This window comes from Streptococcus infantis SPAR10 (assembly GCF_000279535.1).
In the GTDB taxonomy this organism is placed as follows: domain Bacteria; phylum Bacillota; class Bacilli; order Lactobacillales; family Streptococcaceae; genus Streptococcus; species Streptococcus infantis_I.
In genome coordinates, this window is record NZ_ALCH01000004.1 from 370,371 (window position 1) to 395,827 (window position 25,457).

Consider the following 25,457-nt stretch of genomic DNA (forward strand, 5'->3'; position numbering starts at 1 on the left):
TTAAAGATAACGTTCTGCAACAGCAGCATCTCCAGGATAGTCTTCTTTCTTACCTTGGATGATTTGGTAGCAGTCAGCACCTTTACCAGCGATAATGACAGCATCCAGTTCTTGACTTGTAACTGACATCGCAGTTTTGATGGCTTGTTCACGGTCGGCAATCTTTTCAACAGGACCATGGATGTAGCTACTAATTTCATCAGCAATGGCCATTGGATCTTCATAGTTTGGATCGTCAGCCGTTAGAAATACTTGAATTTCAGGATGTTGATCGAGGAGAAGTCCAAAGTCCTTACGACGGCTTTCTCCCTTGTTTCCTGTTGAGCCGAGTACTAAAGCAATCTTTCCAGTCTGATGTGTTTCAACGACTGAGATCAATTTCTTCAAGCTATCACCATTGTGGGCATAGTCGATGAAAACTTTTGCTCCATTTTTCTGAGTGAGAACTTCCATACGGCCAGGGACACGAGTAGTAGCAATCCCTTTTTTAATGTCTTCAAGACTAGCACCTAAACGAAGGCAAGCAAGTCCAGCAGCGACAGCATTTTCTTGGTTGAAATGTCCAATCAACTGGATATCATAATCGCCAGCTAATTTACCAGTAGCTGAGAAGCTAAAGGCTTTGGAGTTCTCGATTTGGTTACTTGACTGGCTACCGTAGAAGTCATGATCTTGGTTCTCAACTTGTTCTTTTAGAACAGAGAAGTGGTCCATATCGCTATTAATGACAACTGCTCGGCTATTTTTCATCAAGAGACGCTTGTGGTAGAAGTAGTCTTCAAAGGTTGGATGCTCAATAGGACCAATATGGTCAGGACTAATATTGAGGAAGACACCAACATCAAAAGTGAGGCCGTAGACTCGCTTCACCAAGTAGGCTTGACTGGAAACTTCCATAATAAGGTGGCTTCTTCCATTATCAACTGCCTGCGCCATCATATCAAAGAGGTCGATGCTTTCAGGTGTTGTCAGAGCAGACTTGAAGAAAGTTTTTCCGTCCAAAGTCGTATTCATGGTCGATAACATAGCTGGACGATGTTGCTGATTTAAGATATTGTAAGCGAAGTAAGCTGCCGTAGTTTTTCCTTTAGTACCAGTGAAAGCAAGTAATTTTAATTTCTCCTGAGGGTTGCCATAAAACTTCATGGCAATCAAACTCATAGCTTTTTTAATATCGCTAACGACAATAACAGGAATGCCTACTTCGTAGTCCTGCTCGGCTACATACCAACCGAGTCCTTGTGAGATTGCCGAAAGAAGAAATTCCTTCTTAAAAGCAGCTCCTTTTACAAAAAAGAGGCTATTATCTTTTGCTTTTCGGCTATCGTAGCAGATGCTATCAAAAGTTACATCATTAAAATGATAGTGGTAATGTCCTTGGTCGATAATCTCACGGAAGAGATCGTCTTTCTTTAAAATATCTAATACGGTTTCAATCTTTATCATACTTTCTATTGTAAACTGAAAGTCTGAATTTTACAAGTAACAAGGAAAAGTTTATAATGGAAGATAAGGAACATTTCCTAGTGATTAAAAATGAATGAGGAAGTTATGTCTAACGAAAATAATCATCAGCAGGCCCAGATGTTACGCGGGACTGCCTGGCTTACAGCTAGTAACTTTATCAGTCGTCTACTTGGAGCTATTTACATTATCCCTTGGTATATTTGGATGGGGACTTATGCTGCTAAGGCTAACGGACTCTTTACCATGGGTTATAATATCTACGCCTGGTTCTTGTTGATTTCGACAGCAGGTATCCCGGTGGCTGTAGCTAAGCAGATTGCTAAATACAATACCATGCATGAGGAAGAGCATAGTTTTGCCCTGATTCGAAGTTTCTTAGGCTTTATGACGGTATTGGGACTTGCCTTTGCTTTGATCTTATATCTCTTTGCGCCTTGGTTAGCGGATCTTTCGGGTGTCGGTAAGGACTTGATTCCCATTATGCAGAGTTTAGCTTGGGCTGTCTTGATTTTCCCGTCTATGAGTGTTATCCGTGGATTTTTCCAAGGGATGAATAATCTTAAACCTTATGCCATGAGTCAAATTGCTGAGCAGGTTATCCGTGTGATTTGGATGCTCTTAGCAACCTTTATCATCATGAAGCTCGGTTCAAAAGATTATCTATCAGCGGTTACCCAATCAACTTTTGCTGCTTTTGTGGGAATGGTAGCTAGTTTTGCAGTCTTGCTTTATTTCCTTTATAAGGAAGGATTGCTCCAAAAAGTTTTTGAAACACGAGATAAGATTGATAGTAAGAGTCTTCTAATTGATACGATTAAGGAAGCTATTCCTTTTATCATAACTGGTTCTGCCATTCAGCTTTTCCAAATCTTGGACCAGATGACTTTCATCAATAGCATGAAGTGGTTTACCAACTATAGTAATGAAGACCTTGTTGTCATGTTCTCTTATTTCTCTGCCAATCCGAATAAAATCACTATGATTTTGATTTCGGTTGGAGTATCAATCGGTAGCGTTGGTTTGCCTCTCTTGACTGAGAACTATGTAAAGGGTGATTTACCAGCAGCTTCTCGCTTGGTGCAAGATAGTATCACCATGCTCTTCCTATTCCTATTACCTGCAACAGTTGGAGTAGTTATGGTAGGAGAACCACTCTATACAGTCTTTTACGGTAAGCCAGATGGCTTGGCTATAGGCTTATTTATCTTTGCGGTCTTGCAATCAACAATTCTAGGCTTGTACATGGTCTTGTCACCAATGCTTCAGGCTATGTTCCGTAACCGCAAGGCAGTCTTGTATTTTGTTTATGGCTCAATTGCTAAGATTGTTCTACAATTACCATCGATAGCTATTTTCCATAGTTATGGTCCTCTCATTTCAACGACCATCGGTCTTATCATTCCAATTGTTTTAATGTATCGCGAGATCTGTCAGATTACAGGTGTTCGCCGAAAGATTATCTTGAAGAGAACAATCTTGATCACTATTTTGACTTTAGTCATGTTCATCCTGGTTGGATTCATGCAATGGATTATTGGATTTGTCTTCCAACCAACTGGACGTTTCTGGAGCTTCATCTATGTCGCCTTTATTGGTGTAATCGGTGGCGGGCTCTACGGAGTCATGAGTCTCTATACTCGACTTTTGGATAAGGTTATTGGAAAGGCAAAAGCTGACCAGTTACGAGCACGATTAAAATTATCATAATAGTTTATAAATAAAACGAACAATTTGAACTTTTTACGTAAAAAAGTCTAAATTGTTCTTTTTTTCTTGAAAAAATACAAAAAAATATAAAAAATGTAGAAAAATATAAATTTTAGAACATAATCACTTGACTAAAAAAACAATAGCTGTATAATGATACAAATATTTAAATTTGGAGGTTCTGTTTATGAAAAAGTCTAAGGCAAAATATCTGACGCTAGCAAGCGTTGTCCTAAGTGCAGGTCTGCTATTGGCGGCTTGTAGCAACTCAGCTAGTTCTACTAAAACATATAATTATGTATACAGTAGCGATCCATCTAGTCTAAACTATCTCTTAGAGAATCGTGCAACAACAGGTGATGTTGTGACAAACTTGGTAGATGGTTTGATGGAAAATGACCAGTATGGAAATTATATTCCTTCATTGGCAGAAGATTGGACTGTATCCCAAGATGGTTTGACTTATACTTACAAACTTCGTAAGGACGCCAAATGGTATACAGCAGATGGTGAAGAGTACGCCCCAGTTACAGCACAAGATTTTGTGACAGGATTGAAGTATGCTGCGGATAAAAAATCTGAAGCTCTCTATCTAGTTCAAGATTCTGTTGCTGGTTTAGATGATTATATCAACGGAAAAACAACAGACTTTTCAACAGTTGGAGTTAAGGCTATTGATGATCAAACAGTGCAGTATACTTTGAAACAACCAGAAACTTACTGGAACTCAAAAACAACTGCGACTATTCTGTTCCCAGTAAATGCAGACTTCTTGAACTCAAAAGGGGATGATTTCGGTAAAGTGGATCCAGCAAATATCTTGTATAATGGTCCATTTATTCTCAAATCATTCACATCTAAATCTGTCATGGAATACAAGAAAAATCCAAATTACTGGGATGCAAAAAATGTATTCGTAGATGAAGTGAAGTTGACTTACTACGATGGAAGCGACCAAGATGCCTTGGCACGTAACTTCATGGAAGGAGTTTACAGCTACGCACGTCTCTATCCAAATAGTTCGAGCTTTGAAGGAATTAAGGAAAAGAATAAAGATAATATTATTTACAGTATGCAAGATGCGACATCCTACTATTATAACTTTAACCTAGATAGACAATCTTATAACCATACTTCAAAAACAACTGATGCTGAAAAGACAGCCCAACAAGAAGCAGTTTTGAATAAATCATTCCGTCAGGCTATCAACTTTGCCTATGACCGTACTGCTTATGGTGCCCAATCTCAAGGGGAAGATGGAGCAACTAAGATTATCAGAAACTTGCTCGTTCCACCATCATTCGTTACTCTTGATGGTAAAGATTTTGGTGATGTCATAGCTTCTAAGATGGTCAATTACGGTCAAGTATGGCAAAATATGAACTTCGCTGATGCCCAAGATGCTTACTACAATGCCGATAAGGCCAAAGAAGTCTTTGCTCAAGCCAAGAAAGAATTGGAAGCCAAAGGTGTTCAATTCCCAATTCACCTGGATTTACCGGTTGACCAAACCTTTAAGAAGGGGGTGTTAGAGGCAAGTTCTTTCAAACAGTCTATTGAATCTGTTCTAGGTGCAGATAATGTCGTTATCGATATTCAAATGCTGACTACTGAGGAAATGGATAGTATTGGTTATCTAGCGAATACAGCTGCACAAAAAGACTATGACCTTTATAACGGTGGTTGGGGACCAGACTACCAAGACCCATCAACTTACCTCGATACTCTTAGCTTAACAAGTGGTGGCTCACTACAAAACCTCGGTTTGGAACCAGGAGCAACCAATTCTAAAGCAACAGCTGTTGGTTTGGATGTCTATACTAAGATGTTGGAAGAAGCCAATGCTGAACAAGATTTGAACAAACGTTATGATAAATACGCTGAAGCACAAGCTTGGTTGGTGGATAGCTCTCTAGCAATTCCAAACGTTTCTAAAGGTGGAACACCTACATTGAGAAAAACAGTTCCATTCTCTGCCGCCTTCTCTCAAGCTGGTAATAAGGGTGTTGAATCCTACAAATACGTGAAATTGCAAGATAAGATTGTCACAACAGCTGAGTATGAAGAAGCTAGACAAAAATGGCTGAAAGAAAAAGAAGAATCTAATAAAAAAGCCCAAGAAGATTTTGCTAAACACGTTAAGTAATGACTCTAAATTTAAAAACGGTAACCTTTAATGAGGTTATCGTTTTTATATAGTTTGAAACTATAACTAGCTCTTGAAAACAAGAAAACGAAGGATCCAAAATAAGTGGTACAATAGTTACTATAGATTTGGAGGTAAAGTATGAGCAAATCATTTCATATCAACACAATTTTAGCCCAAGCAGGTATCAAGTCTGATAAGGCAACAGGTGCTTTGGTTACACCTATTCACTTTTCAACGACTTATCAGCACCCAGAATTTGGTCAATCAACTGGATTTGACTATACCCGCACCAAAAACCCAACTCGTAGCAAGGCAGAGGAAGTTTTGGCAGCTATTGAATCAGCCAAGTATGCTTTGGCGACTAGTTCAGGTATGTCTGCAATTGTGTTAGCCTTTAGCGTTTTTCCAGTAGGAAGCAAGGTTTTGGCTGTCCGTGACCTTTACGGTGGCTCTTTCCGCTGGTTCAATCAAGTGGAGCAGGAAGGACGATTCCACTTTACCTATGCCAACACAGAAGAAGAGCTAATTGCCGAGCTAGAAAAGGATGTGGATGTACTTTATATCGAAACACCAACCAACCCTTTGATGTTGGAATTTGATATTGAAAAATTATCAAAGTTAGCTCATGCTAAGGGTGCTAAAGTTGTCGTCGATAATACCTTCTATAGCCCGATTTACCAACGTCCAATTGAAGATGGAGCAGATATTGTCCTTCATTCAGCGACAAAATACCTTGCAGGCCATAATGATGTTCTAGCTGGTGTAGTTGTGACAGATAATGCTGATTTGTACGAAAAACTCTTTTACAATCTCAACACGACAGGGGCTGTTTTGTCACCATTTGATAGTTATCAATTGATTCGTGGTCTTAAAACATTGTCACTTCGTATGGAGCGCTCAACAGCAAATGCTCAAGAAATCGTAGCCTTTTTGGAACAATCACCTGCAGTCAAAGAAGTCTTGTATACAGGTCGCGGGGGGATGATTTCCTTTAAAGTGGCAGATGAGAAGCGTATCCCTCATATCTTAAACACTTTGAAAGTATTCTCTTTTGCTGAAAGTCTGGGTGGTGTTGAAAGTCTGATTACCTACCCAACCACTCAAACCCATGCAGACATTCCTGCAGAGGTTCGTCATTCTTATGGTTTGACCGATGACCTTTTACGCTTGTCTATTGGTATTGAGGATGCTAGAGACTTGATTGAAGATTTGCGTCAAGCCTTGGAAGGATAAGACTATGGGGAAATATGATTTTACGACTTTGCCCAATCGTTTTGGACATCATACCTACAAATGGAAAGAAGCAGAGACTGACCGTCAAGTATTGCCGGCCTGGATTGCTGATATGGACTTTGAAGTCTTACCTGAGATTCGTCAGACTGTCCATGACTATGCTGAGCAATTAGTCTATGGCTATACCTATGCTAGTGATGGATTGATTGAAGCCGTTCAAAAATGGGAGGAAAAACACCATAGTTATCGCTTTGAAAAGGATGCTCTAGTCTTTATCGAAGGGGTAGTGCCAGCTATTTCAACAGCTATTCAAGCCTTTACCAAAGAAGGTGAAGCGGTTCTGATTAACACACCGGTTTATCCTCCTTTTGCTCGAAGCATTAAGCTCAATAATCGTAGACTAATCACCAACTCTCTAGTAGAAAAAGACGGGCTTTTTGAGATTGACTTTGATCGATTGGAGAAAGACTTTGTCGAAGAAGATGTGAAACTCTACGTCCTTTGTAATCCTCATAATCCTGGTGGACGCGTTTGGGAAAAGGAAGTCTTAGAGAAGATTGGACAGCTGTGTCAAAAACATGGAGTCTTGCTAGTATCTGATGAGATTCACCAAGATTTAGCCTTGTTTGGAAACAAGCACCAGTCATTCAACACTGTAAATGAAGATTTTAAAGAATTTTCACTGATTTTAAGTAGTGCAACTAAGACCTTCAACATTGCTGGGACGAAAAATTCTTACGCTATTATCGAAAATCCTAAGTTGAGACTTGCTTTCCAAAAACGCCAGCTGGCTAATAATCAACATGAAATCTCAGGTTTGGGATATTTGGCAACAGAAACTGCCTATCGATATGGTGAAGATTGGTTGACAGAACTCAAAGAACTGATTGAGAAACACATTGATTATGTAGTCAAATTGTTTGGAAAAGAGACTAAAATTAAAGTCATGAAACCTCAAGGTACCTATCTCATTTGGCTTGATTTTTCAGCCTATGATATTAGCGATGAGGAGCTAAGAAAGCTTTTAAGAGACGAAGCCAAGGTTATCCTGAACAGAGGCCTGGACTTTGGTGAGGAAGGAGCCCTTCACGCTCGTCTCAATGTAGCCATGCCGACATCTGTCCTAGAAGAAGTTTGCCAACGAATCATTTCTACTTTTTCAAATCTTTAAAAACTAGCCTTTTAGGAGAAAAGTCTTCCTAGAAGGCTATTTTCATAGGCAGAAATATGGTATAATTAAGAGATAAAGTAAAGGGGACACTATGGCTAAATTGATTCCAGGAAAGCTTCGAATGGAGGGAGTAGAACTCTACGAAACTGGTCAGATTGAAATCATTAAAGAACAGGACCATCGCATCTATGCGCGTGTAGCGGATGAAGAAATCCGCTATAGTTTAGATGACGATTTGGTTTTTTGTACCTGTGCATTTTTCAAAAAAAGAGGCTACTGTGTTCATTTGGCGGCATTGGAATATTATCTAAAAAATGACCAACTAGGGCAAGAAATCTTACTCAATCTAGAGGCTAATCAGGAAGAGAAAGAGACTGTTGAGACACAAGTAACTTTCGGAGGAAAATTCTTGGAGTCTATCCAAGCACCTAGTCAGTTTGACCTCTATCAGCTTTCTGCTCAAGGACAGGTGGAAGCAGGGACCAATCGCCTTATCTGGACTTTAAGGATTGGTCTTTCTAAGCAAGACAAGTTTTATGTGATTAGGGATATCCCTCTTTTCTTAAAAGTCATAGAGTTTTCCAAACCCTATATGATAGGGAAACATTACGAGACCTCATTAAGACTTGAGTATTTTGATAAAGCCAGCCAAGAAGTCTTGAATTTCTTATTAGGTTTGGTTGAAGAGAAGATTGACTACACTATTTTTTTTCCAAATCAAGGACGACACCTCTATTTCCCTAAAACCTTTTTTGAGCAGGGGGCTAGTCTACTGATGGGATTAGATGCCTTTCAATTTGACCATCAGCTTTCGACATATCACCATCTTCTCTTCCAAGACTTTGATGGCCAAGCAGGTTTGTTTTCATTTAGAATTGAAGATAAATCCAACTATTATGAGATGGAAATCCTTGAACGGACAGGGGTCAATGTCTTTTATGGGGGACAAGTTTTATTCTCTAAAGGCAATTTTTACCTATTGACAAAAAAACAGGCTAGTTTATTAGATGCGCTTAGAAAAGTTCCTTTAGATCATAGTGGTAGAAAGATTTTACAGTTTGATAGTAGTGATCGAGATCTCTTAGCTTCGACTCTGTTCCAGTTTAAAGAACTCGGAAAAGTAGAGGCTCCTGATTCGCTTCACATTCAATCCTTCCGCCCGTCTTTCTACATGGAACGAGAAGAGGACGGTTCTATTCGATTAGATATGCAATTTCAATATGAAACTTGCCTAGTAACCAATCGCAATGAACTAGAGAACCTCCCTTTTGCGAGTGACATTCAATTAGAAAAAAAGATTTTTCAGCTGGCTCTATCAGCTGGATTTGAAGCAGATTTTCGTTCATGGCGTCAGAGTTTGAAAGCTGATGCAGTCCATACTTTCTTTCAGGAAATTTTACCAGCCTTTGCGGTGCTTGGAGAATTAAAGATTTCTGAGAGTTTGCAGGAGCTTTATCGAGTTCAGAAACCTCAAGTCCATATCTCGTCCAAGGGAAGTCTTCTAGAAATTCAATTTGACTTTCAGGATATTGATCAAGAAGAAATCAATCGAGCAATGAAAGCTCTCGTTGCCAAGCAGGACTATTATATTTCTTCCTCTAGCCAGGTTTATTATTTTGATGAACAGACAAAACGTATTCGTCAGGATCTAGAGGATTTGGGAATTGAAGAGATAGAGAGTGACTCTTTTCACGCTCGCAAGTCTTTAGCGTATACCTTATCTCATCTGTTTAAGGATCAGGATCAAGTTACTTTTACTGATGAATTTCGTCATTTGTCGCATCATTTAACGCATCCTGAGGATTTTCCGATGAAGTCCCTAGATATTCGAGCCCAACTCAGGGATTATCAGAAAAAAGGGATTCAATGGCTTCAGATGTTGGACCATTATGGATTTGGTGGGATTTTAGCTGATGATATGGGACTTGGAAAAACCTTACAAGCCATCGCCTTTTTAAGTAGCCAACTTCAGGAGAATAGCCGTGTCTTGATTCTTGCTCCATCTGGTCTCATCTATAATTGGGCTGATGAATTTAAAAAATTTGCACCGAATTTGGATGTGGCTGTCGTACATGGATTGAAACCTTATCGTGAGACTATTTTAGCAGAAAAACATCAGGTCTATGTGACCAGTTATGCCACTTTCCGTCAGGATAGTGAAATCTATCGAAATTTATCTTTTGATTTTCTATTTCTAGATGAAGCCCAAGTGATGAAAAATGCCCAAACCAAAATTGCTAAGATTTTGAGAAAGTTTGTGGTTCCATCAGTTTTTGCTCTTTCCGGAACACCAATTGAAAATAATCTAGGGGAATTATGGTCTATCTTTCAGATTGTATTGCCAGGACTTTTGCCAGCAAAAAAAGACTTTATGAAATTGCCTGCTGAGAGAGTGGCACAGTTTATCAAACCATTTGTCATGCGTCGAAAAAAAGAGGATGTTCTTACAGAGTTACCTGATCTGATAGAAGTCGTTTATAAAAATGAACTGGAGGACCAGCAAAAAGCTATCTATCTAGCTCAACTTCAACAGATGCAAGAGCGCTTGGGACAAGTGACCGATGCAGAATTTCAACGAAATCGAGTTGAAATTTTAACAGGACTCATGCGTCTTCGCCAGATTTGTGATACTCCAGCTCTATTTATGGAAGATTATAAGGGAGATAGCGGGAAGCTTGATAGTTTACGAGATCTGTTAGGTCAAATTGCTGAGGGAAATCATCGTGTACTCATCTTCTCTCAATTTAGGGGAATGCTTGATCGCATCGAAAAGGAGTTGCCTCAGCTTGGCTTAACTTCCTTTAAGATTACTGGCTCTACACCATCACAGGAGCGTCAAGAAATGACCAAGGCTTTTAACCAAGGTGAGCGCGATGTATTTTTGATTTCTCTAAAAGCTGGTGGAGTTGGTCTCAACCTTACTGGTGCGGATACAGTTATTCTGGTAGATTTATGGTGGAATCCGGCAGTTGAATCACAGGCTATTGGCCGGGCCCACCGTATGGGACAAGACCAAGCTGTTGAGGTTTATCGTCTAGTAACTAGAGGCACAATCGAGGAGAAGATTCAAGAGTTGCAGGAAGAGAAAAAGAATCTGGTCTCAGAAGTATTGGATGGAACAGAGTCTCGTGGAAGTCTCACACTTACTGAAATTCAAGAAATATTAGGAATTTCTGAAGCCAAGACTTGAAAAATCAAGACTTTACGTTATAATGGAGTATTGAAAGGGAATAAAAATGAAACAAGTACGATTTCCAATAGTGTCAGATGATGAGATTATGCTGACAGAGATGCCATTTATGGATTTATATGATGAGTCGGATCTCATTAGTAATATCAAGGGAGATTACCAGGAAAAAAACTACTTGGAATGGTCACCAATTACTACCGAAAAAAAGCCACTGGTTCAAGCATCAGATAAGCTACCTGAAAAGAAGGAAAAATCCTATGCTGAACTTGCTCGTGAAGAAGCAAGAGCCGATCTAAAACGGAAACGTTCAGCAAAATATTTGACTCAAGATGTTAGTTTTACAAAACGTTATAAACCTTCAAATAATGTAGTAAGACAGGCAAATCAGCCAACAGCTCCTTTCCAAAAGGAAAATCCTGGGGAGCTAGCAAAATTTAGTGACAAACTAACTCAGAACCATTATATTTTGGCTGAAATGGCTCCACAGATGCAACAGACAACCAAAGAAGAGCATCTTGGACCAAAGAAAAATAATTATGATTTTTTAAAGAAAAGCCAAATTTATAACAAAAAAGAAAATCAATCAGAAAAAGAACGTAAAATTGCTCAAGAGTTGAACTTGACAAATATGACAGAGTAAAGGGGAAAAAGATGGCAAAAACCTATCATTTTATCGGAATTAAAGGATCAGGGATGAGTGCCTTGGCTTTGATGTTGCACCAAATGGGGCATAAGGTCCAAGGTTCTGATGTAGAGAAATACTACTTTACACAAAGAGGCTTAGAGCAAGCAGGTATCAAAATTTTGCCTTTTGATGAGAAGAATCTTCAAGGGGATTTAGAAATCATCGCTGGGAATGCCTTTCGTCCAGACAACAACGTTGAAATTGCCTATGCAGACAAGAATGGGCTAAGCTATAAACGTTATCATGAGTTTCTTGGTAGCTTTATGCGTGACTTTATCAGCATGGGAGTTGCTGGAGCACACGGTAAGACTTCAACAACAGGTATGCTTTCTCATGTTTTGTCACACATCACTGATACAAGCTATCTAATTGGAGATGGTACAGGTCGTGGTTCTGAAAATGCCAAGTATTTTGTCTTCGAATCAGACGAGTACGAACGTCATTTCATGCCATATCACCCAGAATACTCTATTATTACTAATATCGACTTTGACCATCCTGACTATTTCACAAGCTTAGAGGATGTCTTCAACGCCTTCAATGATTATGCGAAACAAATCACCAAAGGTTTGTTTGTCTACGGTGAAGATGCTGAGTTGCGTAAGATTACGGCAAATGCCCCAATCTATTATTACGGTTTTGAAGCAGACAACAATGACTTTGTAGCTAGCGATTTGCTTCGTTCTACAACTGGTTCAACCTTTACAGTTCACTTCCGTGGTCAAGAGTTGGGTCAATTCCACATTCCAACTTTCGGTCGCCACAACATCATGAATGCAACAGCAGTAATTGGTTTACTTTATACAGCTGGATTTGACTTGAATTTAGTGCGTGAACACTTGAATACTTTTGGAGGCGTTAAACGTCGCTTTACCGAAAAGATTGTCAATGATACTGTTATTATCGATGATTTTGCGCATCATCCAACTGAAATCATTGCAACTCTAGATGCTGCACGTCAAAAATATCCAAGCAAGGAAATCGTCGCTATTTTCCAACCGCATACCTTTACTCGTACAATTGCTTTGTTGGATGATTTTGCACAAGCCTTGAATCAGGCTGATGCAGTTTACTTAGCACAAATCTATGGATCTGCTCGTGAAGTTGACCATGGTGATGTTAAGGTTGAGGATTTAGCAGCTAAGATTGATAAAAAACATCAAGTTATCACTGTCGAAAATGTGTCTCCACTCTTAGACCATGACAATGCTGTATACGTCTTTATGGGAGCAGGTGATATTCAATCATATGAATACTCATTCGAACGTCTCTTGTCTAATTTGACAAGTAATGTTCAGTAAGGAACAAGATGGAATTTCCAATTAAAATAAGGGAAGTTCAGCAATCTGATATCGAGCAGGTTTGCTTGATACAGGAGAGTACTCAAAACTTCCAAGAAATAGTTAATAGAGAAATAATAGAAGAACGTATCCGTAATTTTGCGGATACGTTTCTCTTAGCTAGTATAGATGATCAGGTGATTGCTTATATTTTAGCGACAGATTTTGCTACTTCCTCAGTAAGTAGATGGATAGTAGAGATGGCAGATGGAGAAGCTATTAGTAATGAAAATCTTGTGATTGATGCTTTATCTGTTCATCCGAATTATCAAGGGCAAGGATTTGGAACCTTGTTGCTCGCAGCCATGAAACAAGTTGCTCTTCAACAAAATAGTCCAGCTATTTATCTGGTCTGTAAAGATGAATTGCTATCTTATTTTGAGATGAATGAATTTATAGAGCAAGGAATAGTAGATCTGGGAGTCGGAAATAAAGTTGATTTTCTCATGTGTTGGATGAATCCCTTTTATCAGGAGGAACTATGATTATTCGACAAGCTAGACTGAGTGATTTAGACCGTATTTTAGAGATTGAATTAGAGAATTTTTCAATTGAAGAAGCCATACCTCGATCTGTCTTTGAAGCACATTTAAAGGAAATAAAAACGAGCTTTCTAGTGGCTGAAAAAGAGGGGGAGATACTTGGTTATATCGAAGGACCAGTAGTCCCTCATCGTTATTTACAAGACCAGTCTTTCACTGAAGAAATAAAAGACCACAGTCATAAGGAAGGTGGTTATATATCTGTGACTTGTCTTTCGATAGCAAAAAAAGCTCAATCTCTAGGACTAGGGAAAAAACTCCTGACCGAATTGAAAGAAGTGGCTCTTAAGCACGAACGAGAGGGGATCAATCTGACCTGTCATGACTACCTTATTGAATACTATGAGAAGCATGGTTTTGTCAATGAAGGAAAGTCTAAGTCCCAATTTGCAGGAGAAGAATGGTATGATATGGTCTGGGAAAACAAGAATTAGTGAGTAGAAAGGCTTCTAAGGTTGCTTTTCTTTAGTTTTTAAGATATAATATTAAGGATTATCAACAAGGAGGTAAATACCTTTGAGCGAAAATTCAAATGAAGAAAAGTTGAGTTTTAAAGAGCAAATTTTGCGAGATTTAGAACGACTAAAAAAAGAGGCAAATGAAGTTGAACAAACGGATGATCTTTTTTCAACTTTAGCAAAATCTTCTGAAGCAACTTCAGAAAAAAAGGAACCAAGTATTTCGGAAGAGGAGTTGATTGCAAAATCAGTTGCAGCTGTTGATCAATTGATTGATAATGCCCCAACTGTTCCTGAGCGTCCTGTTCTTGTAGAAGAAGTTCCAGAAGAAGCTGCAGAGGAAGTACAAGAAGAAATTCCAGAAGCAGTACAAGAGGAAGTAGTTGAGTCATCTCAATCAATTCCGGAAAAAGAAGAAAATAATTCAATTCCAACTAGAGTTTCAGTTTCTTATCGTGCATTCGATACTGTTCCAGAAAAAGAAACAGTAAACCTTGCGTCACACAAGGAAGAATTGACAAGTCAAGAAGCTACTGAAGAAGCAGACCTTCCTAGAAGAAGTCGGAGAGAGTCTGCGAAACCAGCTAAGAAAAAGAAAAAATCCCACTTGAAAGGATTTTTAGTCACAGTATTGGTATTGCTGATCCTACTTGGTGCTGGTGGTTTCTTTGGACTTCGCTATGCTGAATCAGCCTTGCAACCAGTGGATCCAAGTTCTAAACAATATATGACTGTTCAGATTCCAGATGGATCTAATGCTCAAGAAATTGGTTCAACGTTGGAAAAATCTGGTGTCATTAAAAATGGTTTGATCTTTACACTTTATGTCAAGTATAAAAACTATAATGAATTAAAATCTGGTTATTATAATCTTCAAAAGAGTATGAGCGTTGAAGATATCATTAAAGAGTTGCAAAAGGGTGGTACACCTGAACCTCAAGAGGTTACACTTGCAAGCTTGACTATTCCAGAGGGATATACTTTAGAGCAAATTGCTCAAACTATTGGGCAACTTCAAGGCAACTTTAAGGAACCTTTGACAGCGGAAGCATTTTTGGCTAAAGTTCAAGATGAGACCTTTATTGCTCAAGAGGTTGCCAAATATCCAAACCTGCTTGCAAGCTTGCCAGCCAAAGATAGTGGTGTTCGTTACCGTTTAGAAGGTTATCTTTTCCCTGCGACTTTTACAATCAAAGAAAGTACAACTGTTGAAAGTTTAATTGATGAAATGCTAGCTGCAATGGATAAAAACCTATCTAGTCACTATGCTACAATCAAAGAAAAGAACTTAACAGTGAATGAACTCTTAACAATTGCCTCTCTTGTTGAGAAAGAAGGAGCAAAAACAGAGGATCGTAAGTTGATTGCTGGTGTATTCTATAATCGTTTGAACCAGGGTATGCCACTTCAAAGTAATATTGCCATCCTTTACGCAGAAGGTAAACTTGGTCAAAATATCAGTCTTGCTGATGATGCAGGTATTGATACAACAATCAATTCCCCATATAATGTTTATACAAACCTTGGCTTAATGCCTGGGCCAGTTGATAGCCCTAGCTTGGATGCTATCGAATCAAGTATCAATCAGACAAAGAGTGACTATCTCTACTTTGTAGCCAATGTTCAAGATGGTAAGGTTTACTATGCCACAACATTGGAAGATCATGACAAAAATGTTCAAGAACATATTAATGGTAAATTAAACAAATCAAATAGCACAAACTAAAATTATGTGGTTTTCCACATAATTTTGCTTTAAGAAAGTAAATTTTATTGAAACAATCAAAAGAAAGTTGAGAAAAATGGTAGAAAAAACTTATCCAATGACATTGGAAGAAAAGGAAAAACTCGAAAAAGAATTAGAAGAATTAAAATTAGTACGTCGTCCAGAAGTCGTAGAACGTATCAAGATTGCTCGTTCATACGGTGATTTGTCAGAAAATAGTGAGTATGAAGCAGCTAAGGATGAACAAGCCTTTGTTGAAGGACAAATATCAAGCTTGGAAACAAAAATCCGTTATGCAGAAATCGTTAATAGCGATGCAGTCGCTCAAGATGAAGTTGCCATTGGAAAAACTGTAACCATCCAAGAAGTTGGAGAAGACGAAGAGGAAGTATACATTATCGTTGGTTCAGCTGGTGCAGATGCTTTTGCAGGTAAAGTATCAAATGAAAGCCCAATTGGTCAAGCCTTGATTGGTAAGAAAACAGGTGATATTGCTACAATCGAAACACCTGCTGGAAGCTATGATGTTAAGATTTTAAAAGTTGAAAAAACAGTTTAATAGGATAGAGAAGAAGGAGTAGATATAGGGAAAACGCTTCCATCGCTCCTTTTCTTCATTTTAAAAACTTGAGGAGACTAGATGAATTCAGAAAATAAACATAAAAAGAAAAGTAAAATGGAGCGTGGATTAACAAACCGCCACGTTCAGGTTATGGCCATTGCGGGAACAATCGGGACTGGACTATTTTTGGGAGCTGGTCGGTCTATCAGTTTAACTGGACCTTCGATTGTCTTGGTATATATGATTACGGGTGGCTTTATGTATCTCATGATGCGTGCTATTGGAGAAATGTTGTACCAGGACCCAGAGCAACACACCTTTATCAATTTTATTACACGCTATCTTGGAAAGGGCTGGGGATATTTCTCGGTTTGGTCTTATTGGTTATCAGTAGTCTTTATTGGTATGGCTGAGATTACAGCAATCGCTCACTATGTTCAGTTTTGGTTTCCGTCTTGGCCATCTTGGTTGATTCAGGTTGTCTTTTTAACAATTTTAGGATTGGTCAATCTGATTGCAGTTAAAATATTTGGTGAAGTGGAATTTTGGTTTGCCATGATTAAAATTGTGGCCATCCTTGCCATGATTGCGACGGGTATTTTTATGGTCTTGACCGGATTTGAAACTCCTTATGGATCAGCAAGCCTTGTCAATATCAGTGAGCAATTCTCCCTTTTCCCAAATGGGGGAATGAACTTTGTCATGGCCTTTCAAATGGTTTTCTTTGCTTACTTGATGATTGAGTTTATTGGTGTTACTACATCTGAAACCAAAGATCCTCGAAAAGTCTTGCCCAAGGCAGTTAAGGAAATTCCCTTGCGAATTATCTTCTTCTACGGTGGAGCTTTGCTTGCAATCATGTCTATTATTCCTTGGCGTGAGCTTTCTGCGACAGATTCACCATTTGTAACGGTATTTGAACTTGTTGGCCTTAAGTGGGCAGCAGCCTTGATTAACTTTGTTGTTTTGACTTCCGCTGCGTCAGCCTTGAATTCAACCCTTTACTCAACAGGTCGTCACTTGTACCAAATTGCCCATGATTCACCAAATCGTTTCTTGAAAGCTATTAAGGCAGATACACTTTCACGCCACAACGTTCCTCAGAATGCTATCATTGCTTCTGCGGTATTGATTGGTTTTGCAGCCTTTATCAATGTACTTCCTAGCGTATCAGATGCCTTTGCTTTGATTACGGCTTCTTCATCAGGTGTTTATATCGCCATCTACATCTTAATCATGGTGGCCCATCTTAAGTATCGCAAGTCAAAAGACTTTATGGCAGATGGCTATCTCATGCCTCAATATCGCTTGCTAAATCCTCTGACTATGCTCTTCTTCATCTTTGTATTCGGAACTCTATTTTTACAAGAATCAACTGTAATGGGAGCAAAAGGTTCAGCTATCTGGATTGTTGCTTTTGGTATTTATAGCCAATGGAAATTTAGAAAATAAGTTATAAGCTCATCAACTCAGGTTGATGAGTTTTCTAGTTTGACAGCTCTTGGTAATAAGACTATAATCAAGCTATAAGTATCTTCGAGGAGGTTTGGATGCAGCTAAGATTGGAAAATACAGAGTCTCAGAAATCGCAAATAATAGGAGACTTGATTCGCTCCTATAATCGTTCCAAAAGAGAAGTTGCTGAAAGCGAGCCACTTAATCTGTATATTGAAGATGAACATGGTGAGATCATGGCTGGATTAGTAGCAGAGACTTTCGGGAATTGGTTAGAAATTGAGTATTTGTTTGTGAAGGAGGACATACGAGGACAAGGAATCGGATCCCAACTATTGCACCAAGCAGAAAGTGAAGCTAAAAAGAGAAACTGTCGCTTTGCTTTTGTGAATACCTATCAGTTTCAAGCGCCAGTCTTTTATCAAAAGCAGGGCTACAAGGAAGTCTTTACCTTAAAAGACTATCCCTACACTGGACAAAGGCACTATTATCAAAAAGATTTGTAAACAGAGAACTCTCTATCATGTAAGTGGTAGAGAGTTTTTTTGTAAAAAAAATCACACAAAATGACAGATATATATTACATAATGTAAATTATATGATATAATGGACTTGGAAAGAAGCGCAACTTTTTAAAATCTAAAAGGAGGTAAGAAGTGGCTAAGAATTTAAAATTAAAACTTGCTCGAGTAGAGCTTGATATGACACAAGGTGACTTGGCAGAAGCTGTAGGTGTGACTAGACAGACTATCGGCTTGATAGAAGCTGGGAAATATAATCCTAGTCTCTCCCTCTGCCAGTCCATTTGCAGATGCTTAGGCAAAACTTTAGACCAATTATTTTGGGAGGAAGAAGATGAAAAATAAATTTTATTATTATCAATTATTAGACGAAAGAGAAGAACAACTGATGAATAAAGCTAGTGCAGAGAGTTTTCATATCTCTATCGGATTGTTGTTTCTAGCTTATTTCATAGCAGTGTCAGCACCAAGCCTTTTTAATCCAAGTATGCTTCTCGTTATTATTATCATAGGGACTTTTTACTTTTTCACCCGTGCTCGCAATCTCGGTGTGACCTACTATAGTCGTTTTCATTTTACAATTTTAGGTTGCCTATTATTAACTCTAGTGATTACAGCTACCTTGATGCTACAGAACTACCAGTTCAATATCGAAATTTATCAGCACAACCCTCTACATCTTAAATACATTTTTGCTTGGGTATTTACCTATGTCTTTTATCTCCCTTGGGTCTTTATTGGAAACTTAGGTTTGAAAAGTTATGGTGAATGGGCTCAGAAGAAGTATGAAAAAGATATGGATAAGCTCGAGAGCATGGAATAGCTTGTTAGCTTTTTATCAATATCGAGAAAATGTGTTATAATAGTACTAATTTATGAGAAAAGAAGAAACATTTTCATCTTTTTACAAATAGGGAAGAAGGACAGTATATGTACCCAGATGATAGTTTAACTTTGCACACAGATTTGTATCAGATTAACATGATGCAGGTTTACTTCGACCAAGGAATTCATAACAAGAAAGCGGTTTTTGAAGTTTATTTCCGCCAACAACCTTTTAAAAACGGTTATGCTGTATTTGCAGGTTTGGAACGAATTGTGAAATACCTTGAAAATTTGCGCTTTTCTGAGAGCGATATTGCTTATTTGGAATCACTTGGTTATCATGGCGCCTTCTTGAAATATCTCCGTAATCTCAAGTTGGAATTGACTGTACGTTCTGCTCAAGAAGGGGATTTGGTATTTGCCAATGAACCGATTGTTCAAGTGGAAGGTCCTTTGGCTCAGTGTCAATTGGTTGAAACAGCTCTCTTGAACATCGTCAACTTTCAAACCTTGATTGCGACTAAGGCGGCTCGTATTCGTTCGGTCATTGAAGATGAGCCTTTGATGGAGTTCGGTACACGTCGTGCGCAAGAAATGGATGCAGCTATCTGGGGAACTCGTGCCGCTGTTATTGGTGGAGCCAATGGAACTAGTAATGTGCGTGCTGGTAAGCTCTTTGGAATTCCGGTTTTAGGTACTCATGCACATGCTTTAGTTCAAGTTTATGGAAATGACTATCAGGCTTTCAAGGCTTATGCCTCAACGCACAAAAACTGTGTATTCCTAGTGGATACCTATGATACTCTTCGGATCGGTGTTCCAGCAGCGATTCAGGTTGCGCGTGAACTTGGTGATAAGATTAATTTCCTTGGTGTTCGTATTGACTCTGGAGATATCGCCTATATTTCTAAAAAAGTTCGTCAACAACTGGATGAGGCTGGATTTACTGATGCTAAGATTTATGCATCCAATGATCTTGATGAAAATACTATCCTCAACCTCAAAATGCAAAAAGCTAAGATTGATGTTTGGGGTGTAGGAACTAAGCTCATCACAGCCTATGACCAACCAGCACTTGGGGCAGTATATAAGGTTGTTGCCATCGAAGATGAGAAGGGTCATATGCGCAATACCATTAAACTTTCAAACAATGCAGAGAAGGTTTCAACGCCTGGTAAGAAACAAGTTTGGCGCATCACTAGTCGTGAAAAAGGCAAGTCAGAAGGTGACTACATTACCTATGACGGTGTCGATGTTGCTAGCATGACTGAAATTAAGATGTTCCATCCAACCTATACTTACATCAAGAAAACTGTTCGTAATTTTGATGCTGTTCCTCTCTTGATAGACATTTTCAAGGAAGGTAAGCTGGTTTATGACTTACCAAGTTTGCCTGAAATTCAAGCCTATGCTCGTAAGGAATTTGACAAGCTCTGGGACGAATACAAACGTGTTCTTAACCCACAACATTATCCTGTGGACTTGGCTCGTGATGTATGGCAAGACAAGATGGACTTGATTGATAAGATGCGTAAGGAAGCTCTAGGCGAAGGAGAAGAAGAATGAGTTTGCAAGAAACCATTATCCAGCAACTAGGTGTAAAACCAGTGATTGACGCCAAGGAAGAAATTCGTCGTTCGATTGACTTTTTAAAACGATATTTAAAGAAGCATCCCTTCTTAAAAACGTTTGTGTTAGGAATCTCTGGAGGTCAAGACTCGACCTTAGCAGGACGCTTGGCTCAACTAGCTATGGAAGAAATGCGAGCAGAAACAGGCGATGATAGTTATAAATTTATCGCAGTTCGTTTGCCTTATGGAGTGCAAGCTGATGAAGCAGATGCTCAAAAAGCTCTAGCTTTTATCCAGCCAGATGTGAGCCTGGTAGTGAATATCAAGGAATCTGCTGATGCTATGACAGCAGCAGTTGAAGCAACAGGAAGTCCGGTTTCAGATTTTAACAAAGGAAATATCAAGGCTCGTAGTCGTATGATTGCCCAATATGCCCTTGCAGGTGCTCATAGCGGAGCTGTTATCGGGACAGACCATGCAGCGGAAAATATCACAGGTTTCTTTACCAAGTTTGGTGACGGTGGTGCAGATATTCTCCCACTCTATCGCCTCAATAAACGCCAAGGAAAACAGCTTTTGAAGGAACTTGGAGCTGATCCAGCCCTCTATGAAAAAGTTCCTACAGCAGATTTGGAAGAAGAAAAACCAGGTATTGCAGACGAAGTAGCCTTGGGAGTCACTTACAATGAAATTGATGATTACCTCGAAGGTAAACAAGTAAGCCCAGAAGCCCAAGCAACCATTGAAAAATGGTGGTATAAAGGCCAACACAAACGCCACCTACCAATCACCGTGTTTGATACGTTTTGGGAGTAAAAAGGTCCGGGGGACTTTTTTAGCCCGAGCCTGAAAATAAAAAAGCGAGGTTGAATTATGAAATCCATAGGTACAAAGACATTACATACTGAACGGTTGCTATTGCGACGCTTTTGTGAAACTGATGCTCAAGCCATGTTTGAAAATTGGGCTTCTAGTCTAAATAATCTAACCTATGTTACTTGGGATCCTCATCCAAATGTTGATTTTACAAAGAACTCAATAAGAACTTGGGTAGCATCCTATGACAATCCAAATTACTACAAATGGGCCATTAGTCTCAAAGAAAATCCAGAATATGTCATTGGAGATATTAGTCTGGTCAGTGTGGATGAAGAAAACTCTAGCTGTGAAGTCGGATATATCTTAGGGATGGACTACTGGGGACGAGGACTCATGACAGAAGCCTTGAAGGCTGTTTTATCATACTGTCTAGATGAGATTGGATTTGAAGAGGTTGATGCTTGCTATGCAAGTTTAAATCCCGCCTCTGGTCGTGTGATGGAAAAGGCGGGTATGACTTTTTGGAAGACGATTCCAAATGCAGTTGAACGAAAAGGTTATATAGCCGATAAAATTTATTATCAAATCAAAAAATAAGATGGAAAAGAATAACTTTTCCATCTTATTTTTTGTAATATACTTTTTAATCAAAATAAAGCAAGTCTTTGCTGGTACTTGTAAAGAGGTCGAAGCCGTCTTTGGTCACAACACCGCAGTCCTCGATACGAACACCGACTTTACCAGGGATATAGATACCAGGTTCAACAGAGAAGCACATGCCTTCTTCGATAACCATGTCGTTTCCTTCCATGATAGATGGGAATTCGTGGACATCCATACCGATACCATGACCGAGACGGTGATTGAAGTACTCACCATAGCCAGCTTTTTCGATCACTTCACGGGCAGCACGGTCTACTTCATGAGCTGTCACACCAGGTTTGATAAAGTAAAGGGCAGCTTGTTGAGCCTCAAGAGTCAAGTTATAAATATCTTTCTTGAATTGGTCAGGTTTACCGACAGCGACTGTACGAGTCATATCTGATGCATAACCATTGACCATTACACCGAGGTCAAAGAGGAGAAGGGCATTGTTTTCAACCTTATTGGCTCCAGGAATACCATGAGGATTTGCAGCGTTATCACCTGTCAAAACCATAGTATCAAAACTCATTTCATAGCCTTCACGTTTCATAGCAAAATCAATCTGCGCAATGATATCTGTTTCAGTATTGTTAAGAGAGATATTGTCAAAACCAACTTTGACAGACTTATCGGCGTAAACACCTGCTACCATCATCTTTTGCACTTCGTCAGCTGACTTAATCAATCGCATACGTTGGATCAATGGAGTTAAGTTTTCAAATTCAGCAGTTTCAAAGACAGATTTTAAACCATGGTATTTAGTCAAGATGAGGTTATCAAACTCAACTGCGACACGTTTGAAATCAAATTGTGGCAAGGCGTTTTGAATTTTTTTCCAAGGATTTTCAGAGTCTACATAACCAACAACTGGGAAAGAGACAGTGCTAGTTGCGCGCTCAACTTCAAGAGCTGGAACAAAGAGAAGAGGTTCCTGGTCAGCAAAGACAAAGAGGAACATTTGGCGTTCGTGTGGATCACTGTAAAAACCAGTGAGGTAATTGATAGTGACGGGGTCAGATACGACTGCGACGTCTAACTTTTCAGATTCGAGATATGTTACAATTTGTTGTAATTTAGACATATGTTACCTTCTTTCTACCCCTCTATTTTTGCAAAAAATAGTAGAAAATGCAAGAGAGAAGGGGAAAAGAGCTTAAAAAAATTCCAACAGCCGATGGCATGCTGGAATAGGAAGTTTAGGTAAAATCTGCCTTGCTTTTCACATCGCTGTATTCTTCAGCGACTTCTTGGCTCAGAATATCTTTATAAGCTGGAAGGACGATGTCCTGACCATACTTTTTCTTGAGGGCAGTAGTGACCAAGCGATAGGCTAAGTTTGCATTACGGGATAAAATAGGTCCGTGGAAATAAGAACCAAAGACATTTTTATAGTGAACGCCTTCACCGATTTTCTCTTCATTATTTCCGTTTCCGTATACAACATGTCCTAATGGTTTTTGGTCATCTGAGAGGAAGGTACGGCCTTGGTGGTTTTCAAAACCATAGTAGGTTTCATCAAACTCTTCGTTATGAATTTTAATGTCACCGATGAAGCGGTTGTTGGTTTGGTTGAGTGTATAGTGTCCCATAACACCCAAGCCTTCGATGCGTCTTCCTGAAGCTTCGATATAGTATTGACCCAGTAATTGGAAACCGCCACAGATGGCTAGGACGACTCCATCATTTTGGATAAAGTTATCGATGCTTACTTTTTTAGCAGGCAAATCACCAGCAATGATACTTTGTTCAAAGTCTTGGCCACCACCGAAAAAGGCGATATCGTAATGATTTTCATCGAAATCATCGTGGAGAGAAACGATGTCAACTGTTACGTGAGCACCCAGCTTTTCAGCCACATACTTGAGCATGAGGATATTCCCATTATCCCCGTAGGTATTCATGAGATTGCCATAGAGGTGGGCAATATTTAACTGGTAAGGATAGTTACCGTTTTTTGAGGAAAGTGAAGTATAAACCATTAGTTCATCTCCTTTCTAACAAGTTGACGATTGGCTAGTAGTTCTCGGAATTCCAGCATGGCCGTATAAGTCGCAAGGATATAAGCATGCTTGCAGTCTTGGTTCTCGATAGTCTTGAGAACTTGCTCTAGGCTACTTGTTTCAGTGATTTTATCAGCTGGGTAGCCAGTCACTCGAAGACGACGAGCAATTTCAGAATGACGAACGCCACCAGCGTTGATTTCTGGAATATCCATGTCAGTAACTTGTTCAAAATCAGCATCCCAAATCCAGCTGGTATCTATTCCGTCAGCATAGTTGGCATTGAGAAGAACAGAAAGGCTAAATGGATAAGGAGCTAGTTTTATCATTTCAATAGCTTGGGTAGCACCAACAGGATTCTTGATGAGAACCAGTGTGCATTCCTTGTCACCGATTTGGAAGGTTTCTTGTCGTCCAAAAACAGCTCGACTCTTATCAAATCCTTGCTTAATCAGTTGAGAATCTGCACCGAGGAAACGGGTAATGGCTACCGCAGCTAGAGCATTATAGATGTTGTAGAGTCCACCGATTTGGATACCGTATTCCTGACCATCGATAACAAAACGAGAACGATTGTTGGTCAACTCAACCAATTCTGTCAGACGGTAGTCCAAGTCAGGACGTTTGCATCCACAGTTTTCACAAATATAAGCTCCCAAATTGGCATAAGTGTTGAGCTCATATTTCAAAATACTTTGACAGTCTGGACAGAGAATACCTTCAGTATTGTAGTGAGCAAGCTTTGCTGGACCTTTTTCCGTATCAAAGCCAAAATACTGAACAGGATTTGGAATTGCAGGCTTGTAGAAAAGCGGACTATCACCGTTCAGCAGAACAGTAGCAGTAGGAACTTTTCGAATAGCGTCCAAAATCATGTTGTAGGTCGTATAAATCTCACCGTAGCGATCCATTTGATCTCGGAAAATATTGGTGATAACGAAAAGACTAGGCTGGATGTAGTCACAGATACGTGAGAGACTAGCTTCGTCGATTTCAAGGACTGCAATATTTTTTCCAGTTTTTGAAGATTTGGCTGTCAAGAAGGTAGTTGTAATCCCTGTGATCATGTTGGCACCACTTGGATTAGTTAAAACTTGACCATAAATTTCCTTAAGGATACCGACAGTGAGAGCGGTTGTCAAGGTTTTTCCATTGGTACCAGTTACCACAACAATCTCATAGTTCTTCGCTAAATGTTGTAAAATATCTTTATCAAATTGAAGGGCAAGTTTTCCAGGGAGCGTACTTCCACGTCCAAGACGACTCAAAATAAAGTGAGAAGAACGCCCAGCCAGAAGGCCCAGAGTAGTTTTTAATTTCATGTTTCTATTATATCATAAAAGCCAGAAAAGACAGATTTGAGATTTTAGAAAAAGAAAAACAGCCCAAGG

General features: G+C 39.2%; 22 protein-coding genes. 18 read left to right on the top strand and 4 right to left on the bottom strand.

Going from position 1 to position 25,457, the window contains the following annotated elements:
- Positions 1-1,446: a UDP-N-acetylmuramoyl-L-alanyl-D-glutamate--L-lysine ligase gene (locus SPAR10_RS07070; RefSeq protein ID WP_004252389.1), complete on the bottom strand. Its 1,446-nt coding sequence runs from the start codon at positions 1,444-1,446 to the stop codon at positions 1-3.
- A 105-nt stretch (positions 1,447-1,551) separates the two neighbouring features.
- Here SPAR10_RS07070 and SPAR10_RS07075 point away from each other — a divergent pair, with 105 nt between their 5' ends.
- The 18 genes from SPAR10_RS07075 (at position 1,552) to SPAR10_RS07160 (ending at position 22,018) form a co-directional block, all read left to right on the top strand.
- Positions 1,552-3,174, top strand: a complete 1,623-nt coding sequence (locus SPAR10_RS07075; RefSeq protein ID WP_004252391.1) for a putative polysaccharide biosynthesis protein — start codon at positions 1,552-1,554, stop codon at positions 3,172-3,174.
- A gap of 187 nt (positions 3,175-3,361) precedes the next feature.
- A complete protein-coding gene (locus SPAR10_RS07080) occupies positions 3,362-5,320 on the top strand; it encodes a peptide ABC transporter substrate-binding protein (protein ID WP_004252393.1) in 1,959 nt (652 codons plus the stop codon).
- A gap of 141 nt (positions 5,321-5,461) precedes the next feature.
- On the top strand, positions 5,462-6,556 hold the full coding sequence (locus SPAR10_RS07085; protein ID WP_004252395.1) for a cystathionine gamma-synthase: 1,095 nt from the start codon (positions 5,462-5,464) through the stop codon (positions 6,554-6,556).
- A 4-nt stretch (positions 6,557-6,560) separates the two neighbouring features.
- On the top strand, positions 6,561-7,727 hold the full coding sequence (locus tag SPAR10_RS07090; protein ID WP_004252396.1) for a MalY/PatB family protein: 1,167 nt from the start codon (positions 6,561-6,563) through the stop codon (positions 7,725-7,727).
- A gap of 91 nt (positions 7,728-7,818) precedes the next feature.
- On the top strand, positions 7,819-10,917 hold the full coding sequence (locus tag SPAR10_RS07095; RefSeq protein WP_004252398.1) for a DEAD/DEAH box helicase: 3,099 nt from the start codon (positions 7,819-7,821) through the stop codon (positions 10,915-10,917).
- A 46-nt stretch (positions 10,918-10,963) separates the two neighbouring features.
- Positions 10,964-11,557 carry a hypothetical protein gene (locus tag SPAR10_RS07100; protein ID WP_004252400.1) on the top strand — a complete coding sequence of 198 codons (594 nt, stop codon included), beginning with the start codon at positions 10,964-10,966 and terminating at the stop codon, positions 11,555-11,557.
- Between the two features lie 11 nt (positions 11,558-11,568).
- Positions 11,569-12,903, top strand: coding sequence for a UDP-N-acetylmuramate--L-alanine ligase (gene murC / locus SPAR10_RS07105; protein WP_004252402.1), 1,335 nt, complete (start codon positions 11,569-11,571; stop codon positions 12,901-12,903).
- Between the two features lie 8 nt (positions 12,904-12,911).
- The gene (locus SPAR10_RS07110) at positions 12,912-13,427 is read left to right on the top strand and encodes a GNAT family N-acetyltransferase (protein WP_004252403.1); all 516 of its coding nucleotides are present in this window, start codon (positions 12,912-12,914) and stop codon (positions 13,425-13,427) included.
- Complete coding sequence (locus SPAR10_RS07115) at positions 13,424-13,918, top strand: GNAT family N-acetyltransferase (protein ID WP_004252404.1); 495 nt, start codon at positions 13,424-13,426, stop codon at positions 13,916-13,918. Before SPAR10_RS07110 ends, SPAR10_RS07115 begins: the two co-directional genes overlap by 4 nt.
- An 82-nt stretch (positions 13,919-14,000) precedes the next feature.
- A complete protein-coding gene (mltG, locus tag SPAR10_RS07120; protein WP_004252405.1) occupies positions 14,001-15,668 on the top strand; it encodes an endolytic transglycosylase MltG in 1,668 nt (555 codons plus the stop codon).
- 76 nt (positions 15,669-15,744) lie between these two features.
- Positions 15,745-16,227, top strand: a complete 483-nt coding sequence (greA, locus tag SPAR10_RS07125; RefSeq protein WP_004252406.1) for a transcription elongation factor GreA — start codon at positions 15,745-15,747, stop codon at positions 16,225-16,227.
- Between the two features lie 81 nt (positions 16,228-16,308).
- On the top strand, positions 16,309-17,682 hold the full coding sequence (locus SPAR10_RS07130; protein ID WP_004252407.1) for an amino acid permease: 1,374 nt from the start codon (positions 16,309-16,311) through the stop codon (positions 17,680-17,682).
- 98 nt (positions 17,683-17,780) lie between these two features.
- Positions 17,781-18,191, top strand: coding sequence for a GNAT family N-acetyltransferase (locus SPAR10_RS07135; RefSeq protein ID WP_004252408.1), 411 nt, complete (start codon positions 17,781-17,783; stop codon positions 18,189-18,191).
- A 150-nt stretch (positions 18,192-18,341) separates the two neighbouring features.
- The gene (locus SPAR10_RS07140; RefSeq protein ID WP_001107501.1) at positions 18,342-18,551 is read left to right on the top strand and encodes a helix-turn-helix transcriptional regulator; all 210 of its coding nucleotides are present in this window, start codon (positions 18,342-18,344) and stop codon (positions 18,549-18,551) included.
- Positions 18,541-19,029: a DUF6773 family protein gene (locus SPAR10_RS07145; RefSeq protein WP_004252411.1), complete on the top strand. Its 489-nt coding sequence runs from the start codon at positions 18,541-18,543 to the stop codon at positions 19,027-19,029. Before SPAR10_RS07140 ends, SPAR10_RS07145 begins: the two co-directional genes overlap by 11 nt.
- A gap of 107 nt (positions 19,030-19,136) precedes the next feature.
- Entirely contained in the window at positions 19,137-20,597 is a 1,461-nt protein-coding gene (locus SPAR10_RS07150) for a nicotinate phosphoribosyltransferase (RefSeq protein WP_004252413.1), read from the top strand.
- Positions 20,594-21,418 carry an ammonia-dependent NAD(+) synthetase gene (gene nadE / locus SPAR10_RS07155; protein WP_004252415.1) on the top strand — a complete coding sequence of 275 codons (825 nt, stop codon included), beginning with the start codon at positions 20,594-20,596 and terminating at the stop codon, positions 21,416-21,418. The genes SPAR10_RS07150 and nadE overlap by 4 nt, the downstream gene beginning before the upstream one ends.
- A 57-nt stretch (positions 21,419-21,475) precedes the next feature.
- Positions 21,476-22,018: a GNAT family N-acetyltransferase gene (locus tag SPAR10_RS07160; protein ID WP_025170553.1), complete on the top strand. Its 543-nt coding sequence runs from the start codon at positions 21,476-21,478 to the stop codon at positions 22,016-22,018.
- Between the two features lie 46 nt (positions 22,019-22,064).
- Here SPAR10_RS07160 and SPAR10_RS07165 read toward each other — a convergent pair whose 3' ends face one another.
- From SPAR10_RS07165 to murT, 3 genes are all read right to left on the bottom strand, one after another.
- Positions 22,065-23,147: a M24 family metallopeptidase gene (locus tag SPAR10_RS07165; RefSeq protein ID WP_004252420.1), complete on the bottom strand. Its 1,083-nt coding sequence runs from the start codon at positions 23,145-23,147 to the stop codon at positions 22,065-22,067.
- A gap of 115 nt (positions 23,148-23,262) precedes the next feature.
- Complete coding sequence (gene gatD, locus SPAR10_RS07170; RefSeq protein ID WP_004252422.1) at positions 23,263-24,045, bottom strand: lipid II isoglutaminyl synthase subunit GatD; 783 nt, start codon at positions 24,043-24,045, stop codon at positions 23,263-23,265.
- Entirely contained in the window at positions 24,045-25,388 is a 1,344-nt protein-coding gene (murT, locus tag SPAR10_RS07175) for a lipid II isoglutaminyl synthase subunit MurT (protein WP_004252424.1), read from the bottom strand. Before murT ends, gatD begins: the two co-directional genes overlap by 1 nt.
- Between the last annotated feature and the right edge of the window lie 69 nt (positions 25,389-25,457).

Coding starts and splice junctions, on each gene's coding strand:
- greA (WP_004252406.1), top strand. CDS start 15,745: ATGGTAGAAAAAACTTATCCAATGACATTGGAAGAAAAGGAAAAACTC.
- SPAR10_RS07160 (WP_025170553.1), top strand. CDS start 21,476: ATGAAATCCATAGGTACAAAGACATTACATACTGAACGGTTGCTATTG.
- SPAR10_RS07135 (WP_004252408.1), top strand. CDS start 17,781: ATGCAGCTAAGATTGGAAAATACAGAGTCTCAGAAATCGCAAATAATA.
- SPAR10_RS07070 (WP_004252389.1), bottom strand. CDS start 1,446: ATGATAAAGATTGAAACCGTATTAGATATTTTAAAGAAAGACGATCTC.
- SPAR10_RS07090 (WP_004252396.1), top strand. CDS start 6,561: ATGGGGAAATATGATTTTACGACTTTGCCCAATCGTTTTGGACATCAT.
- murT (WP_004252424.1), bottom strand. CDS start 25,388: ATGAAATTAAAAACTACTCTGGGCCTTCTGGCTGGGCGTTCTTCTCAC.
- SPAR10_RS07165 (WP_004252420.1), bottom strand. CDS start 23,147: ATGTCTAAATTACAACAAATTGTAACATATCTCGAATCTGAAAAGTTA.
- nadE (WP_004252415.1), top strand. CDS start 20,594: ATGAGTTTGCAAGAAACCATTATCCAGCAACTAGGTGTAAAACCAGTG.
- SPAR10_RS07095 (WP_004252398.1), top strand. CDS start 7,819: ATGGCTAAATTGATTCCAGGAAAGCTTCGAATGGAGGGAGTAGAACTC.
- SPAR10_RS07080 (WP_004252393.1), top strand. CDS start 3,362: ATGAAAAAGTCTAAGGCAAAATATCTGACGCTAGCAAGCGTTGTCCTA.
- murC (WP_004252402.1), top strand. CDS start 11,569: ATGGCAAAAACCTATCATTTTATCGGAATTAAAGGATCAGGGATGAGT.
- SPAR10_RS07110 (WP_004252403.1), top strand. CDS start 12,912: ATGGAATTTCCAATTAAAATAAGGGAAGTTCAGCAATCTGATATCGAG.
- SPAR10_RS07145 (WP_004252411.1), top strand. CDS start 18,541: ATGAAAAATAAATTTTATTATTATCAATTATTAGACGAAAGAGAAGAA.
- SPAR10_RS07115 (WP_004252404.1), top strand. CDS start 13,424: ATGATTATTCGACAAGCTAGACTGAGTGATTTAGACCGTATTTTAGAG.
- gatD (WP_004252422.1), bottom strand. CDS start 24,045: ATGGTTTATACTTCACTTTCCTCAAAAAACGGTAACTATCCTTACCAG.
- SPAR10_RS07075 (WP_004252391.1), top strand. CDS start 1,552: ATGTCTAACGAAAATAATCATCAGCAGGCCCAGATGTTACGCGGGACT.
- SPAR10_RS07100 (WP_004252400.1), top strand. CDS start 10,964: ATGAAACAAGTACGATTTCCAATAGTGTCAGATGATGAGATTATGCTG.
- SPAR10_RS07130 (WP_004252407.1), top strand. CDS start 16,309: ATGAATTCAGAAAATAAACATAAAAAGAAAAGTAAAATGGAGCGTGGA.
- SPAR10_RS07085 (WP_004252395.1), top strand. CDS start 5,462: ATGAGCAAATCATTTCATATCAACACAATTTTAGCCCAAGCAGGTATC.
- SPAR10_RS07150 (WP_004252413.1), top strand. CDS start 19,137: ATGTACCCAGATGATAGTTTAACTTTGCACACAGATTTGTATCAGATT.